At 40.5% G+C, this 18,107-nt stretch carries 13 protein-coding genes; 7 read left to right on the forward strand and 6 right to left on the reverse strand.

Annotated features, from left to right (window positions below; all coding sequences use genetic code 11):
• Positions 1-208: 208 nt before the first annotated feature.
• Together BM176_RS07640 and uvrB are read right to left on the reverse strand one after the other, a co-directional pair.
• A complete protein-coding gene (locus BM176_RS07640) occupies positions 209-1,597 on the reverse strand; it encodes an ammonium transporter (RefSeq protein ID WP_090101222.1) in 1,389 nt (462 codons plus the stop codon).
• A 440-nt stretch (positions 1,598-2,037) separates the two neighbouring features.
• Entirely contained in the window at positions 2,038-4,089 is a 2,052-nt protein-coding gene (gene uvrB / locus BM176_RS07645; RefSeq protein WP_090101224.1) for an excinuclease ABC subunit UvrB, read from the reverse strand.
• Between the two features lie 161 nt (positions 4,090-4,250).
• Here uvrB and BM176_RS07650 point away from each other — a divergent pair, with 161 nt between their 5' ends.
• Positions 4,251-5,048 carry a S1/P1 nuclease gene (locus BM176_RS07650; protein WP_090101226.1) on the forward strand — a complete coding sequence of 266 codons (798 nt, stop codon included), beginning with the start codon at positions 4,251-4,253 and terminating at the stop codon, positions 5,046-5,048.
• 186 nt (positions 5,049-5,234) lie between these two features.
• On the opposite strand, the gene BM176_RS07655 is transcribed toward BM176_RS07650, so the two are convergent.
• Entirely contained in the window at positions 5,235-6,158 is a 924-nt protein-coding gene (locus tag BM176_RS07655) for a PfkB family carbohydrate kinase (RefSeq protein ID WP_090101228.1), read from the reverse strand.
• Between the two features lie 263 nt (positions 6,159-6,421).
• On the opposite strand from BM176_RS07655, the gene BM176_RS07660 reads away from it, so the two are divergent.
• The 6 genes from BM176_RS07660 to BM176_RS07685 all read left to right on the forward strand — a co-directional run bounded on the left by BM176_RS07660 (position 6,422) and on the right by BM176_RS07685 (position 15,678).
• Positions 6,422-6,886, forward strand: coding sequence for a hypothetical protein (locus BM176_RS07660; protein WP_090101230.1), 465 nt, complete (start codon positions 6,422-6,424; stop codon positions 6,884-6,886).
• A gap of 882 nt (positions 6,887-7,768) precedes the next feature.
• Positions 7,769-10,348: an NACHT domain-containing protein gene (locus BM176_RS07665; protein WP_090101232.1), complete on the forward strand. Its 2,580-nt coding sequence runs from the start codon at positions 7,769-7,771 to the stop codon at positions 10,346-10,348.
• 81 nt (positions 10,349-10,429) lie between these two features.
• Positions 10,430-11,350 carry a transglutaminase-like domain-containing protein gene (locus BM176_RS07670; RefSeq protein ID WP_255373464.1) on the forward strand — a complete coding sequence of 307 codons (921 nt, stop codon included), beginning with the start codon at positions 10,430-10,432 and terminating at the stop codon, positions 11,348-11,350.
• Between the two features lie 140 nt (positions 11,351-11,490).
• A complete protein-coding gene (locus BM176_RS07675; RefSeq protein ID WP_255373465.1) occupies positions 11,491-13,227 on the forward strand; it encodes a chloride channel protein in 1,737 nt (578 codons plus the stop codon).
• Positions 13,228-13,248: 21 nt separating this feature from the next.
• Positions 13,249-13,794, forward strand: coding sequence for a glutathione-regulated potassium-efflux system oxidoreductase KefF (locus tag BM176_RS07680; protein WP_090101238.1), 546 nt, complete (start codon positions 13,249-13,251; stop codon positions 13,792-13,794).
• Positions 13,795-13,803: 9 nt separating this feature from the next.
• Positions 13,804-15,678 (forward strand): monovalent cation:proton antiporter-2 (CPA2) family protein, encoded by a 1,875-nt coding sequence (locus BM176_RS07685; protein ID WP_090101240.1) that lies wholly within the window; start codon positions 13,804-13,806, stop codon positions 15,676-15,678.
• Here BM176_RS07685 and BM176_RS07690 read toward each other — a convergent pair whose 3' ends face one another.
• The 3 genes from BM176_RS07690 to BM176_RS07705 all read right to left on the reverse strand — a co-directional run bounded on the left by BM176_RS07690 (position 15,679) and on the right by BM176_RS07705 (position 18,080).
• On the reverse strand, positions 15,679-15,894 hold the full coding sequence (locus tag BM176_RS07690) for a hypothetical protein (protein ID WP_090101242.1): 216 nt from the start codon (positions 15,892-15,894) through the stop codon (positions 15,679-15,681).
• Positions 15,895-15,958: 64 nt separating this feature from the next.
• Positions 15,959-16,198 (reverse strand): hypothetical protein, encoded by a 240-nt coding sequence (locus BM176_RS07695; protein ID WP_090101244.1) that lies wholly within the window; start codon positions 16,196-16,198, stop codon positions 15,959-15,961.
• A 298-nt stretch (positions 16,199-16,496) separates the two neighbouring features.
• Entirely contained in the window at positions 16,497-18,080 is a 1,584-nt protein-coding gene (locus tag BM176_RS07705; RefSeq protein ID WP_090101248.1) for a DHA2 family efflux MFS transporter permease subunit, read from the reverse strand.
• Positions 18,081-18,107: the final 27 nt, after the last annotated feature.

Raw genomic sequence — 18,107 nt, forward strand, 5'->3', positions numbered from 1 at the left:
AATTGGTTGATAAAAATAGTTCTGGCTGATAAAATGCTACTCAATTAATTCTTTTCCCCTATTAACTATTAGCTGTTCTTTACTTTTTGGGTATCAAACTGATTGATAAATTTTCTTTTTTCTTTATTTATGATGTTTTACTAAGTTGACTGGGTGAGATTTGTAAACAGATAACACATCAGTCAACTTAGTAAAAGGAACCATCAAATTAGTTAATCATCTGCTCTTCTTTCAATGCACCATTATCATAAACGCTCATCATTGCAGGATGATAGTTTTCATTATGTTGAGTAACATCCAGACCCAGTACTTCTTCTTCGTCAGTTACACGTAATGGGTGGATTAAGTTAATCAATTTAAAGATTCCGTAGGAAACTGTGAAGCTGTAACCAACTACGATCAGTAATCCAAGGATCTGGTTTTTTAACAACTCAAAGTTGCCATACAACAGACCATCATTACCCAGGCTGTTTACTGCTTTGGTAGCAAATACACCAGTAAGTAACATCCCTACCATACCACCTACACCATGACAAGGGAATACATCCAGAGTGTCATCGATAGCAGTTTTGGATTTATAATGTACCACCAGGTTAGAAACGATAGCGGCCAGGAAACCAAGCATAATACTTTGTGGTATACCTACAAAACCGGCAGCAGGAGTGATAGCAACGAGACCAACTACAGCACCGATACAGAAACCAAGTGCAGAAGGTTTACGGCCACGGATTACATCGAAGAACACCCATGAAAGACCAGCGGCAGCAGATGCAGTATTTGTAGTTGCGAAAGCAGATGCAGCTAAACCATTGGCACCAAGTGCAGAACCAGCGTTGAAACCGAACCAGCCAAACCACAGCAAACCAGTACCCAGCAAAACGAAAGGTATGTTGGCAGGTTGCAATTCTTTCTTTTCAATATGATCTTTACGGCGTTTCAGTACCAGCGCACCAGCTAAAGCGGCGCATCCGGCAGAAATATGTACTACCGTACCACCGGCAAAGTCAAGTACACCCATTTTAGCCAGGATTCCATTCGGATGCCATGTCCAGTGTGCAATTGGTGCATATACCAATAAACTGAACAATACCATGAACAGGATATAAGAAGTAAAACGGATCCTTTCAGCAGTTGCACCTACTACCAGGGCAGGTGTTATAATTGCAAATTTCATCTGGAAAAGTGCAAACAATAATAAAGGAATGGTAAGACCACCAGACCATGGAGCACCGGAAGACACTCCTTTAAAGAACATAAAGGTTCTGGGATCACCTATCAAGCCATTTATAGAATCACCAAATGAAAGACTAAATCCAATTACGACCCACAATAAACTAATCACCCCTGTCGCAACAAAACTCTGCATCATTGTAGCGATTACATTTTTACGGTTTACCATACCACCATAAAAAAATGCTAAACCCGGAGTCATTAAAAATACCAGACTGGATGCTACCAGAATCCAGGCAATGTCACCAGAATTGTATTTTCCTTCAGGGTCAGCAAAAAGTGGAGCATTTGGGATGAATAACCCAATTATCGCAACCACAGCCAGGAAAATGAATGGCAAGTAGTCTTGAAATGATGTTTTCTTCATAGCTGTAGATTTTAAATTTCTTCAATAAAAGTATGAATGATATTCAAAACATCAAATAGAAGGTGCAAAAAATAGAAATGATTGAATAAATATAGGTTATTACGGGTCAAACATCAACTATATTAAAATTAATGATAATATCAATTATATTTTTTGGTAATATAAATACACAAAACGAAGGAGAGAAAGCTCTATAATTTATTGATAATCAATATTATAAAAGGGGTATTGGAGGTGGCTTAACATTTTTCTAACATTGGGGTGGCAGTCGCTACTACAATAAGCAGACTGATCCTCTAATCATTTATAAATTAAATAGATAGACATTATAAATAATTAGGTGAGTATCGAACTTGAATTAGATATTTATCAATATATTAGATATAATTACATCTGTTTTTTATGACTTGGATCATAAAAAACAGATGTAAACTGCGATATTATCGCTTCATTCCATCTAATTCCCGCTGCAATGCGAACATCTGATCTCTCAATCTGGCAGCTTCCATAAAATCCAGATCTCTTGCTGCCTTTTCCATATCCTTTTTCACTTTTCCGATAGTCTTCTCCAATTGTGGGATTGTTTTGGCAGAAGCCACCTGTTTGGCATAATCTACCGCATCCTCAGCAACCAGTTGCAATTCATCATGTACTGCTAATGGTGAGTTCTCATCAAACTGTTTGATTTCCAGAACAGATGTTTGCCCCATAATCTGTTCTTTGCTCTTAAGCACAGTTTTAGGAGTGATATTGTGCATTATATTATAAGCCATCTGCTTTTCGCGGCGACGGTTCGTTTCATCTATCGTGCGCTGCATACTATCTGTAATCTTATCTGCATAAAAGATCACGAGCCCATCCACGTTACGTGCCGCACGTCCTGCCGTCTGGGTCAGGGAACGTTCATCTCTCAGAAATCCCTCTTTATCAGCATCCAGTATAGCCACCAGGGTTACCTCAGGTAAATCCAGCCCTTCACGCAACAGGTTTACACCCACCAATACATTAATAGTCCCCAGCCGGAGCTCCCGCAGAATCTCTATCCTTTCCAGCGTGTCTACCTCAGAGTGAATGTACCGCGACTTAATATTAATACGGTGCAGGTACTTATCCATTTCCTCTGCCATTCGCTTAGTAAGTGTAGTAACCAACACACGCCCCCCATTTAATACACGTTTATCTATTTCATCCAGCAAGTCATCCACCTGATTTGCACTTGGCCGGATCTCTATCGGCGGTTCCAGCAATCCGGTAGGACGTACTACCTGCTCTACCACTACACCTTCCGTTTGCCTCAGCTCATATTCACCGGGCGTGGCGCTCACAAAAATTGTCTGATTAAGAATATTCTCAAATTCATAGAAGTTCAACGGGCGGTTATCTAACGCAGAAGGTAAGCGGAAACCAAAATCTACGAGTGTAAGCTTACGGGAACGGTCACCACCATACATTCCACCTATCTGTGGGATTGTTACGTGACTTTCATCAATCACCAACAGGAAATCCTTAGGGAAGTAGTCCAGCAGGCAGAAAGGCCGGGTACCAGGCGTACGCCTGTCCAGAAACCGGGAGTAATTCTCAATACCACTACAATAGCCCAGCTCCCGGATCATTTCAATATCATAATTCACCCGCTCAGAAAGTCGCTGTGCCTCCAGATGTTTCCCGATAGAACGGAAATATTCTACCTGCGCCAGCAACTCATCCTGAATTTCAAAAATGATCTGGTGCATCATATCCTTCGGGGCCAGATAGAGATTAGCCGGGAATATAGCCGCATTTTCCATTGTACCAATGCGTTTACCCGTTTCTATATCAAAACTTTCGATCTCCTCTATTTCATCTCCGAAAAAGGTAATACGATAAGCATAATCCACATAAGGGAGGTTGATATCAACTGTATCTCCCTTTACCCTGAAGTTTCCACGGTTAAAGTCGCCAGTAGTACGGGAGTAAAGAGAGTTGACCAGCCCGTGTAAGATTGTATTACGACCTATGGTCTGGCCTTTGAAAATACGGATGATCCCATTCTCATAATCAGTAGGATTACCCATACCATAAATACAGGACACACTGGCAACTACGATAATATCTCTTCTGCCTGACAGAAGATTTGTAGTTGCTCTCAATCGTAACTTATCCAGTTCCTCATTTATCGAAAGATCCTTCTCTATATAGGTATCACTAACAGGCATGTATGCTTCCGGCTGATAATAATCGTAATAAGAAACGAAATACTCTACTGCATTATCAGGGAAGAACTGTCGTAGCTCGCCATAAAGCTGCGCTACCAGTGTTTTATTATGGGTAAGTACCAACGTTGGTCGTTGTACTTTCTCTATCACATTAGCTACTGTAAATGTTTTACCGGAACCGGTTACCCCCAGCAAGGTCTGAAAGGGTACACCGTCCTGCAATCCTTCAGTCAGCTTATCTATTGCCTGTGGCTGATCGCCGGCAGGTGCATATGGTGAATGTATTTTGAATGGCATAATAAATCAGAATGTAGTGTAGTTTCTTCAGGTATCTCAAAATTACTAAACCTGCCAATAGATTCCACAGCAGGGTTCGTCATCAAATGTACAAATTATCAATTCCTCTTTTACAATTCAAAAATCTACCCCACCTTTATGCCCGATTAACCAACTCTGCTATGCTCAAAAAAACAGCCCTTTTTCTAGTGGTCATCTTATTACCATTATTTCCTTTAACTACTTTTGCGTGGGGCGTTACCGGCCACCGCATCGTGGCCGAAATTGCCAGCAGGCATCTTACTCCCCAGGCACGAAAAGCCGTTACTGCAATACTGGGGCGACAAAGTATGGCAATGGTAGCTAACTGGCCTGATTTTATCAAGTCGGATACCACCCACAAATATGACCATACTTCCTCCTGGCATTATTTGGATTTCCCACCGAATTCTACCAGGCAGCAGTTTGACGATCATATGCATACACAAACAGATGAGAACCTGTATATAGAAACTCAGGCCCTCATTAAAAAATTAAAAGATCCTGCCACTTCCAAAACAGATAAACAGTTTGCACTGACCTTTCTGATACATATGATCGGGGATATGCATCAGCCACTTCATGTTGGTCACGCAGATGATCAGGGAGGAAACAAAATATCAGTAACCTGGTTCGACAAGCCCACTAATTTACACAGGGTTTGGGATGAACACCTCATAGAATTCCAGCAACTCAGCTATACAGAATATACACAGGCATTGGATACTGCCTCCGTAACAGAGATCAGGCAATTACAAAGTGGTACTATCAGCGACTGGATGTTCGAATCCAATCAATTGTCGGATAAAATATACAAGCTCACAAAACCTGATTCAAAACTCAGCTATCGTTATAATTACTGGTTTCTGAAAGATATGAATGAACAGTTATTAAAAGGAGGATTAAGATTGGCAGCTTTGCTGAATGGTATCTATAAATAGAATTATTACAGAAAAGGTGTCAGGCTAACGGGGTTGCCTACATTAAATTATCTTTTTTGAGGGCTTGCATAAACTATCAAAATATAAGAGCCATAAAAAAGACTACCTGTTTCAATCAAAAGCTCTCAATAAAAAAGCCTGTATCATAAATACGATACAGGCTTTTTTATATTATTATGTAGGTAACTATACCAGGTCTATATCAAAGTTAACCAGCTGTACAAACTGTTCCAGACGACCATTGATATCATCCTGTGTAATCTCTCTTAAACGGCCTACACCAAATTTCTCCACACAGAAAGAAGCCATTGCAGAACCCACAATGATTGCTGTTTTCATATTTTCAAAAGAGATGTCTTTTGTTTTAGCCAGGTGGCCGATAAAACCTCCTGCAAAAGTATCTCCTGCTCCGGTTGGATCAAATACATCTTCAAGCGGCAGGGCAGGTGCAAAGAATACATGGTTCTCATGGAACAGTAATGCACCATGTTCTCCTTTCTTGATGATCAGGTAACGTGGTCCCATAGTCAGGATTTTGCGGGCAGCCTTCACAAGGGAAAACTCACCACTCAGCTGACGGGCTTCACCATCATTCACCAGCAATACATCTACTTCTTTAAGTACCTTTTTCAGATCGTCCATCGCAACTTCCATCCAGAAGTTCATGGTATCCAGTACGATCAGTTTAGGCCTCTTTTTCATTTGTTTTATTACATCCAGCTGTACCTGCGGACTGAGATTCCCCAATATCAGGAACTCACTACCCTGATAGCTCTCTGGTATAACAGGCTGGAAATCACCCAGTACATTCAGTTCTGTTACCAATGTATCACGGGTATTCATATCCATATGATACTTACCGGCCCAATAAAAAGATTTTTCATCCTTTTTAATCTGTACCCCCTGCAGGGCAACACCTTTTGCTGAAAGAGCATCCAGCTCTGCCTGTGGGAAATCACCACCAACAACAGATACCTGATTAATAGGCTTCACAAAATTAGATGCAGCCCATGCAATGAATGTGGCAGAGCCACCAATGATCCTACCAGATTTACCAAAAGGCGTTTCAATATCATCAAACGCCATAGAACCGACAACAGTGAGCGACATGCTTAATATATTTATTGAGTTTAGTTGTAATAAAACCTGCGCAAAGGTAATAATAATTAACTGTTATAATAAGTCGCACTTATTGCCTGAGATAAGCCACCAGCAAACACATATTATGAACAGTATAAATAAATTATATATTTCCTTCTATCCTGCTTGTAACATTTTATTACCATGCCCGTTTAATGGTTGCACCGGTGCTAAAAACTAAATAAACGGAAACCTATAATCGAATAATTTCAATTTTTATTTAAACGGAAACCATGCTTACAATTAAAAATTATGCTTCTAAACTAGGAGCAGTGGCCATTCTATTGGGTATTACTTTCGCAGCTTGTAAAGATGATGATGCACCAACTCTTTCTTTACGCAGCAAAGAATTCAAACTGATCAAAAGTATTGCTGATTCAACCCAGATTGGTACTGTAAAGCTTTCTGAAAATGCAGATAGCAGCATTAACCTTAGTCTTTCATTAACCAAGACTGTAAAAGACACTGTAAACAAAGTGTATCTTATCAAGGGAATTGCAACGGCAGCGTTAACAGATACTTTGTACAAAGGAGAACTGAAAGGCACCGGTGACGCTACAGCAGTGGAAATCTGGAAGAATGCAAAAACTATCAAGTACGACTCTGCATTGTTAATAACTGCTTTTGCTAAAGTACGGTTCAGTGCAACTAAAGACAGTGTTATTGCTGTTGGCAACATCTTTAAAGCAGCAAAATAATTTAAACTGGCATAAACACAGTTTGATGAAGTGCAATAATGGCCGGAATAAATCCGGCCATTATTATGTATGGTCCTTCGGTTATAGGATATGGATCCAACCCTGGGGTTGGATAACCAAGTTTAGGTTCTACGTATTCTTTTGCTATCATATAGTTTTTTGGAAGCCAGGTAATTCACCCAGGCTTATGCCTTCCCGTTATCAACTTCATATTATAAGCAAATTGCTTAGGAGTGGCATTAAAACATAGCAATCAATTAGCTTGGATTATAAGGGGTGTATGTTTAAGTAGTTTGTTTCTCACAATCATTTTTCCAGGAATTATGGTCGTTCATGCACTGGCAAGGGATATGAAACTTGATAATGAAGCCGCCGGATATGGCATTATTAGGAAATGAAGGTAAGCAGGCGGAGCCATATAGCGCTTTATCTTTTTATTCAATCTTTATCGACTGTTCAGGCTGTTCATTTTTGTATTAAGCCTATTCATTTTGTTCACATTTTAATTATAGAGAAAGTAATATCCCTTTTTCCGGTAAATGAAAGGTTAAGAAAAAAATTTATTCCTAATCACAGATTATTCTAAAAAAATGAGGTCCGGATTGATAAGAATATTAGCTAAACATCTAGTTAGCAGTACTAATCAGATGTAATAAATCATCATCTGACCTTAATTATTTGTTTTTTATTGATACCTGTATAAACCAGACTCTTATTAATAATCAAAGATTATTATATTCTGTTCATTTAAATATATCCTGTTCATCTTATTCATTTTTGAGGTGAGTAAAACTGAACTGAAATCAGCTTCGTAAGTTTATTCGTAAGTTTACTAAATGACACCAAAATTCATTAAACTTTAAAATCCATTATTGTCCCCATATGATAGATCTGTCCTATGACTTTATCATAACGTTACAGAAAGAAGTGTTACGCAAATTCGGCGCTGATTCTATCTTACCTGGAGATTGCAAACACCTTTCACAATCCATATTGAGTGAAACCACAAAGCTGGTTAGTGAAACCACTCTTAAAAGAGTATTCGGATTTGCTACAACCTTGCATAGCTTCTCCCGTTATACCTTAAATACTTTATCTCAATATTGTAGTTATAAAGACTGGGAAGATTTTCAGTCACGACACTTTCATCAATTACATCTTGAAACAGAAGGCGTAACCCCTCTGATAGACGATAGTAAATGGACGGAACTGCAAAACAAAGCCAATGCGGTATCTCATTATACCATCCTTACACTCAAGAACCGCTCAGGCATTCCATTTTCATTTACTATCCCAAGATCGCACTGCTTTGCACATATTGAACGTTTTCTCGGAAGCGATTATGCTGCTACTGCATTCATTGCACCTTCCGGCTGGGGTAAATCTATTACACTTGTACATCTGGCAGAACATTTCTGGTTCAGCAAAGAGGCTAAATATAAACAGGATATCTGCTGGTTTATTCATGCACATGCCGCAGGTAGCCTGCTTCTCAGGGGTTTCTCTCTTGCATCCTGGCTGGATAACCAGTTAAACCTGGGAAATGGGGAAAACTTCCGCGAATACTTTGCCACACACTTTGATAAAAAAGGAGGCCGGCTTATCCTGATTATTGATGGATTCGACGAGATCTCTATGACAGGCGATAAAATAAAACTCTTATATACTAAACTGGAAGAATTTGTTTATTCAAATGACAGGTTCCCCTGGGTAAAAGTGATTCTTTCCATTCGCAGCAGTACCTGGTCTGAGGTTTTCCAGCACTCATTACAATACCCTGCCTTCAGGCGTTACTGGTATCTTGGCCCCGATATGGATGAGGAAACCAATATCAACCTGCCCTCTCTTACAGAACAGGAAGTAAAATCCATTTTGTATAATCATCATCTGGATCCCGCTACCGTACGGGCTTTTAGTGAGCATTTCCTTCAAAAACTACGGTATCCATATTATCTCCAGTTGTTTTGCGAGATGAATATCGGCACGGAACAGGCCTTTGTGGATGAGAACCTGAGCCTGTTCGAAATGATCTCAAAATTTGTTCAATTAAGGGTGTTCCATTCTCAGAGCAATACATTTAAAATAAAAATCATTGAGAAACTTTTACAATTGCTGGATTTTGGAAAAGCCGGCCAATATACAAACAAACAACTACTGCTGAATAAAAATGCAGACCTGTTCCCTGCATATAAAGAATTACTGACAGATAATATCCTGGTAGAAGAGAACCTTAGCCAGGAAATTATGTTCACCGTAAATGTGCGCTTTGCGCATAACTCACTCCTGGAGTATTTCACAGCCATGTATTTTATCCAGGAATCGAACATGATAGTGGATCCCGCTATGCTGCAGCTCGTATATCAACGGATCCCGGCTGCTTCCTACCGGGTGGGCGTTTTTAAATGGCTGATCCGCTATGCTATCAATAATGATCAGACGGACAGCATCCATAACATGTTTTACCTGTCCCTTACCAACACGGAAAAATCATACCTGTTGGAATATCTGGCCGTATATTATCAAAAGGAGGGAAATAAAGAGTTTCTGCTGAAATCCATTTTCCCCCAGGGTTATTTCCGTAAACATCCGTTAAATAGGTTCCTTAACGATAATTTTGTACACTTCAGCAAAAAGAATGTGCTAACCGCATTGCAGGAACTGGCCGAATTACCGGAAGACAAAATAAAAATCCGCAGTATTCTTTTCATAATGGCATTACTGCGACTGGATGCAGAACAATGCGAGCAGGAATTAAATAATATTAAAAGATTAATGAGCCATGAACAGATGGAAGATGAACTATGGGTTACCCCACATGAACTCTACCTGTTCATTTATGAATACCTGAAATTTGGTATCGTCAACGAAAACATAAAAGATAAAATCTATAATTATCCCAGGTATCTTAATGGTACTACCAGGCATTCTCCTTCCGCATCAATGGAAATGGTATTACGGCTGATGGGCTTTGCATTCATACTAAAGCAGGATTATACGCACACATTGAATTATACGAAACGTATCTTCGAATGCTACCCATTACTTGTATACCAGAAAACAGATCCGCTGCGGCTATCTCTTCTTTGCTGGCAGGCATATGCACACATGGAACAGGGCAACTTTGCTGCGGCAAAAAAAATATCCGCACATGCAGAACTCCTGATCAGGAAATATTCCTTTGATTTCTTAAACGGGCGACACCTGGAAGTACTCCAGAAGCTGATACAGGCACATATCTATTTTCATGAGAATGAACTAAATAAAGCTATACGTATAACAGAAATAGCCATAGATATCTCTCAGAAAATGGACTTTAAATTATTTATCCTGATGGGATATCAACTGCTGAGCAAAATATATCCGCTGTTACGGCTCGAAAAACTACAGAATCAATCTCAACAACAGATTACACTTATCAATAAAAGTACCTCTTTCCGGCAGATCAATAATCTGTGGGTGTAAAAAGGGTACGTTCGGCTAAAACAAGTTATCTATCACGGGCACTCTGCTTCCATTTTCTTTATCTGGCATAATTTTGCGTTATTGCATACCATAATGGCCATAGATGAAAGCAAATACAGTTCCTTCCAGCACTTTCTGCTCAACCTCCTGAGCCTGTTAACAATCATTCCGCTGGCGCCTTACATGAACAGGTATATACCTCCGCTTGTAGCAGAAGGATGGCACCTGGACATGTTTGTAGCGGTACTACTTGCTTTCCTGCTCACCCGCTTATTATTATGGATCTTTAAACCACTTATAATACCTGCATTTGCATTGGTATTTGGTATCTTATGTTTTAATTACTTCGCGGATAACTACTCTTTCAATAATGTATTGAATGATTATAAAGGGATGGTACAGGGTAACTGGGGTGCAAAAAATAATAAACAACTGGATATCCTCAGCCTTTATCCTCATCGCGTGGAAAGTTACCGCGACAAAACTGTAAGAGGCATCCGTGATAAAGTGAATTATAAAGATTCCCTGGTACGAAATTTTTCAGTGGCACACTCTGTTACAGATTTCGACGAATACTTTCCTAAATATGGGAAAGTGTCACGCTACCTTGCTCTCTTCCATTATATAAACAGGAATTTTAAATATGTCCCGGATACCCGCCGTGATGAATATTTTGCTACTCCACAGGAAACTATTCAAAACGGACTGGGAGGTGATTGTGATGATCATTCCATCCTCATGGCTTCATGTTTACAGTCTATTGGCGCCCGTTGCCGTATTGTGCTGATCCAGGGCCATGCTTATCCGGAACTTTACTGTGGTAATAAAGAAGATTTTGAAGTAATAAAGCAGGCTATCGTAACTTTATTTCCCCAGCCACCAATTAAAGAGTTCCATTATCACGAAATGAAGGGTGAATACTGGATCAATCTGGACTATACCGCACGTCATCCCGGTGGTCCATATATGAATGATAAGGTCTATTCATTAATCGAATTATGACTTGAAGAAAGCCGCAAATGAGCCAATATAAGAACATAAAAAAATACCATAGTTTCTTCAGATTCAAACGAGATTTTGAGAGATATAGCCTGAAGCGTGTAAGAAGCTATGAGATAATTATCCACTGGCTGCATAAAAAAATGAGCAGGAACCAATTCCTGATCCTGTCTGGTATTATAGTAGGCTGTGCCGCCGGACTGGCAGGCGTGGTATTGAAAATGTTAGTGCACTACATTCACTACTTTATCACTTACAGGGTTCATTTCAGTACTCAGGTGATCTTCTACGCTTTATTTCCTTTTCTTGGCATTGTACTCACCACCATAGTAGTAATAGCATTTTTTAAAGGACAATCCCGTAAGGGTATTCCTGTAATCTTGCATGAGATTGCCCAAAATTCCAGCCTTATCCCACCTGTGAAAATGTATTCTCAGATTCTGCAAAGTGCAATTACCGTGGGGCTGGGAGGTTCTGCAGGGCTCGAAAGCCCTATAGCCGTAACCGGCGCAGCCGTTGGTTCTAACTATGCCCGTAACTATCAGCTGGGATACAAAGAACGGACGCTGCTACTGGCAGCCGGTGCTACTGCAGGTATAGCGGCAGCTTTCAATGCTCCCATTGCAGGAGTGATGTTTGCTTTTGAAATCCTGCTTACAGGTGTAGTGTTCTCAGATTTTATGCCATTGATCCTTGCTTCTGTATGTGGCAGTTTGTTGTCAAAGATCATTTTACAGGAAGATGTGCTGTTTCATTTTGAATCACGGCAACCCTTCAATTATTATAACGTACCCTTCTATATAGTATTGGGCCTGTTATGTGCTCTGTACGCACGTTATTTTGTAGTAGTATCACAACGCATTGAACACTTTTTTGCAAAGCTCCAATGGTCTGCTCTGAAAAAAGCTATTTTCGGAGGAGTTATTGTATCCTTTTTATGTGTGCTGCTCCCTCCCCTGTTCGGAGAAGGATATACAAGTGTAAAACTCCTTGCTGTAGGTAACTCCGGCGATATTATACAGAACAGCTTCTTTCAGTATTTACCCTCCCAAACCTGGATGGTTTTAATATTTACAGGTTGTGTGTGCCTGCTGAAAGTATTTGCCACTTCATTTACTGTATATGGTGGTGGTAATGGAGGAAATTTTGCGCCCTCTCTCTTTGCAGGTGGATTTTTAGGGTATTTCTTTTCCATGATTTGTGTTGCATGTGGCTTTACACATGTTCCGCTGACAAACCTGGTAATTGTGGGAATGGCAGGTGTGATGAGTGGCGTGATGTATGCACCATTAACAGCCATCTTCCTGATTGCGGAATCCAGTTCCGGTTACGATCTTTTCATTCCATTGATGATCGTATCTACTATCTCTTTTCTGATAGCCAAATGGTTTTCGCCCATCTCTCCGGATCTCAAGCACCTGGCAGATGAGGGCAAGATCTTTACACGTGCACATGATAAAAATATTCTGTCACTATTGAAGATCGAAAATTTTGTAGAAGATACTATTCAAAAAATTGATAGTGGTGCCAACCTGCGTATATTGATAGAGTTAGTCAAACAAGGTAATCATAACATCATTGCGGTAGTAAATGCAGAAGACAGACTGGATGGACTCATAACGCTGGAAGATATACGTCCTATTATGTTTAATCCTGCATTGTATGACAGCGTTACGGTGAAACAACTGATGAAGCCTCCTGCGGCAGTGATTAGCCTGAAAGATAACATAGCGGAAGTGATTAGCCGGTTTGATGAAACACATGCATGGGATCTCCCTGTTATCAGTAATAATAAGCTGGTAGGCTTCATTTCAAAATCAAGTATTCTTAATCAATACAGGTTGCTGTTACAGGAATACTCAGAAGATACTGAAAAATAAATAACTCACGAAAGATCTGTTGTGTCTAAAATTCTAATATTATTCGCGCATCCGGCACTTGAAAAATCAAGGGTACAATCGCAGCTACTAGCGGCGTTACGTGGCTTACAGGGCGTTACTCTTCACGATCTCTATGAAGTATATCCTGACCTCAATATAGATGTCAGGCACGAACAGTCTTTGCTTCTGCAACATGATATTATTCTGTTCCAACATCCCTTTTACTGGTACAGTGCACCTGCGATAGTAAAACAATGGCAGGACCTCGTACTGGAACATGGATGGGCATATGGTTCCTCCGGAACCGCATTGCGTGGTAAACGGATGGGGAATGTTATTACTGCCGGAGGGCCGGAAACTACTTACAGCAAAGAAGGCTGGCATCATCATACAATAGCAGACTTTTTACTGCCTTTTGAACAAACAGCCATTCTTTGCAATATGCAATACATTCCTCCATTTACTATTTACGGTACACACCGCCTTACACCATCACTCATTCAGGAACAGGCTGTAGCCTACAGGCAAATGCTGGAACAACTTAGAGATGAACAAACCAGGATATAATTAATTTCTATGGAACATTCTTACTTCTTTATAGCAATGATATACCTGGCGGCAGCGGTCGTTTTTATACCCATAGCCAGGAAATTAGGATTAGGCTCAGTATTGGGCTATTTGCTGGCGGGTATGGTAATCGGACCTTCCCTGCTGGGATTTATAGGACAGGAAGGACAGGACATTATGCACTTTGCAGAATTTGGCGTAGTCATGATGTTGTTCCTGATTGGTCTTGAACTGGAACCTTCTTTACTATGGAACATGCGTGCGCCGATTCTTGGGCTGGGTGGATTACAGGTACTAATCACTACCGCGGTAATCACAGGATGTGCATTGTTGCTTGGTCAACCATTGAATGTATCACTGGCAATAGGAATGACTCTCTCACTTTCATCCACTGCCATTGTACTGCAAAGTCTGAAAGAGAAAGGTATATTATCATCTGCCGCCGGACAAAGCGCCTTTTCAGTACTGCTATTCCAGGATATCGCAGTGATCCCTATGCTGGCAATATTTCCTCTGCTGGCGGGGACAAGTACAACACACTCAAACGGACATTCTCTTCGCGATAACCTTCCCGCCTGGATGCAAACATTTGTAGTGCTGGGGGCAGTAGTGGTAATCATAGTAGCTGGCCGTTATCTCATAAAACCATTGTTACGAATTGTTGCCCGTGCCCGCGTGCGGGAATTATTCACAGCTTTTGCTTTATTGCTGGTGGTTTCTATTTCTGTCCTGATGTCAGTGGTAGGATTAAGCCCTGCATTAGGTGCATTTCTGGGAGGTGTAGTATTAGCCAATAGTGAGTATCGCCATGAACTGGAAAGTGACGTAGAGCCTTTTAAAGGGCTATTGCTGGGCTTATTCTTTATGGCTGTGGGAGCCTCTATAGATTTTAAATTGATTCTGTCTATGCCCTGGGTCATTCTGGGACTGGTAATAGCATTGATGGCTTTGAAAAGTATCATCTTACTTGTGCTGGGCAGAATATTCAGGATCAGTATAGAACAGAATCTTTTATTTGGAATGAGCTTGTCACAGGTAGGAGAGTTTGCATTTGTATTGTTATCCTTCACGTTCCAATATAATATACTGCCACAAGGTACAGTCAGTATTTTGACGGCAGTAGTTGCCATAAGTATGGCGATTACACCGTTACTTATGATGCTGTATGAACGATTGATACAACCACGTTTTAATGTAACAGACAAGAATACACGAGAACCGGATGAAATTCATTTACAGGAAAAACATCCTGTAATCATTGCCGGCTTTGGCCGCTTTGGTAATATTGTAGGCCGGTTCCTGCGCGTGAATGGTATCCGCGCTACCATATTAGATCTCGATACCGACCGCGTTGATACGCTGCAGAACCTCGGTGTAAAAGTTTATTATGGAGATGCTTCCCGGCAGGATTTACTCGAAGCTGCCGGTGCAATGGATGCAAAGATCATCATTGTGGCTATGGACACCGTAGAGCAAACGCTGGAAGTAGTAAAGGTGGTACGCAAGCATTTCCCTCATTTGCAAATGCTGGTAAAAGCAGAGAATATACCGGATACATATGAACTCATGGATCTTGGCGTACTACACATCTACAGGGAAACACTTGATACTTCCCTTCGCATGGGTGCAGATGCGTTAAACATGCTTGGGGTGAGAGCTTACCATGCACATCGTATAGCAGGCACCTTCCGTAAGCAGGAGGAGAAAGCACTCAAGGGACTTTCTGCTATCAGGAACGATAAGAAATTGTATATAAATACCGTGAAAGAGCGTATCGAAGAACTGGAAAAACTGATGGCAAACGATAAGATTACCAGGTGGAATTCTCCCGCACAAGGCTGGGATGAAAGTTCATTGATCAATGAAGCTAATGGGGAGCAGTAATCACTGATTAACTGCTTCCACTATTCTGCGGGCTATTTCTTCCAACAGGCCCGGTTCTGTACCATGCGTATTGGAATGATGAATATCTCCAATCGCACGTAAATATCCCTCTTCATCTTCTTCAAAGGTAATCTCATGTTCTTCTACTGTTACCTTAAAAGTTGCTTTGTATTGTTGCATATGGGGGTGCACCTCAAGAATGTGTGCCTTATCCATATATTCAAATTTTAATATAAAATTCTCCACCTTTTTATTTTAATGAGTTGGATTAATGTGCTCTTCAATTTGCATCCACCTGAGCATCAATACCTCTGTTTCTTATTTTCTCTTTCTCTTCTCTTGATAACTGATGAATGAACAACAGTGAGAAAGAGGCAACTGCGCTGATAATAAGAATATATCCTATAAAACCAAGTGTATGAAATAACCGGAACCATGCCCAGTCGTTGGTTACAGCATATTGCGCCAGAATAGCGAATAAAGTACCTATTGTTGCAAATGCAAGTGCAATTCTCTTCATAAAGAGTAATTTTTTGGAGTCTCCTCGTTTTAATTATTTATTTGTTCTGTCCGTTCTTATGATTTCTGGTTACTCGTATGCTGATTAGGGGCAAACCGAATGCCATGGGATTACATACTGCAAAGGTAGTATCCTTGAGAGTTTCTTTATAGATATTTTTCCACATTTTCTTTAAATGTGGAAAAATGTGCATAATTGGGTGCCCTTTTTTAAACATGAAAAAGCCGGAATAGGAATATTCCGGCTCATTACCTAAACCTACAACTGTTACACTGTTAGTAACATATCTTTAATATTTTTAGTGCATAGCACTTGCATCAAGTTTTCCTTTTTGTTTGCTTGTTTTAACCAACAGCATTAATGGTATACAGATAAGGAATAATACCCCTAAATACAGGAATACTTCCATATAAGACATTACCACTGCTTGCTTTCCAATGCTAAAGTCCATTGCCTTGTAAGCACTTCCCAATGCCGCTTTCGAATCCATCCCTTTACTGGCAAAACTATGAGCCATTCCGTTGATGCGGTTTATTACATCAGGATTATTCGTATCCAGTTTACTTACCAGATCAGATCGATGAGATTCATTACGTCGTGCGATGAATGTTGTGATCAATGCCACCCCAAAAGAACCTCCCAACTGTCGCATCATACCGGTAAAGGCGGCACCTTCTCCTATCTGTTGCCCTTTCAGGGTTGATAACGAAAGTGCTGTAATAGGAATGAACAACATACCCATACCTATCCCACGCATTATCAGCATCCAGAAGAATGCATCAGCACCTGTATCCGGTGTTATTATTTTATATCCCCAGAAGCTATACACGAAGAACAATAACATTCCGAATGCGATCAGATACGGCTGCGGAACTCCTTTCTCCAGGAGCTTACCAATGATCGGCATCATAAATGCCGTAGTAAGCGCTGCAGGAATCATCAGCATACCGGACTGAGTTGCTGTCCAGCCCAATGTACTTTGTGTATACAACGGAATAATAAATGTAGATCCATATAAGCCGAAACCCAGTAGGAAAGACAATAATGTACCTACTCTCAGATTACCATTCCCCAGCACTCTGAGATTTACAATCGGATTTTTATATACCAGTTCTCTCCAGATAAAGAAGAAGAAACCAAGTACGGTAGTGATCCCCAATAATAATATGGTAGAATCATTAAACCAGTCATCTTCCTGTCCTCTTTCCAGTACATACTGCAGGGAGCCAACGCTTACAGCCAGGAAAATAATACCCAACCAGTCAATTTCACTTGCCGATTTTTTCTCTCCATATTTAGGACTACGCACAAACTGTAATGTGAGCAGTGTTGCAATTACACCAATAGGAATATTAATGTAGAAGATGTAAGGCCATGAGAAGTTATCTACGATATAACCACCTAAGGGAGGTCCCAGTGTAGGACCAATGATCACACCCAAACCATAGATTGCCTGTGCCATACCACGCTTTTCTGGAGGATAGCTTTCTGTAATAATAGTTTGAGATGTTACCAGCAGTGCTCCACCGCCAAGTCCCTGTATAAAGCGGAATAACACAAGTTCCCACATGGCGGAAGCGTTACCGCATAAAAAGGAAGATACTGTAAAGATGATAATAGAAACCGCAAAATAATTGCGTCTTCCGAATTGCTGTGCCAACCAGCTGGTCATGGGCACAATGATCACGTTACCTATAGCGTAAGCAGTGATCACCCATCCTATCTCACTTAAAGTAGCACCCATGTTACCGCGCATATCATTTAATGCAACGTTTACAATAGTGGTATCTACTATCTCCAGCAATGCGCAAAAAATGGCAGTAATTGTAATGATCACCCTACGGGCACCATACTCTACTAATGAATTTTGTTGCAGTTCCATCCCATTATTCAATTATGTGTGTAAAAA

Source organism: Chitinophaga sp. CF118, from assembly GCF_900112615.1.
GTDB lineage: Bacteria > Bacteroidota > Bacteroidia > Chitinophagales > Chitinophagaceae > Chitinophaga.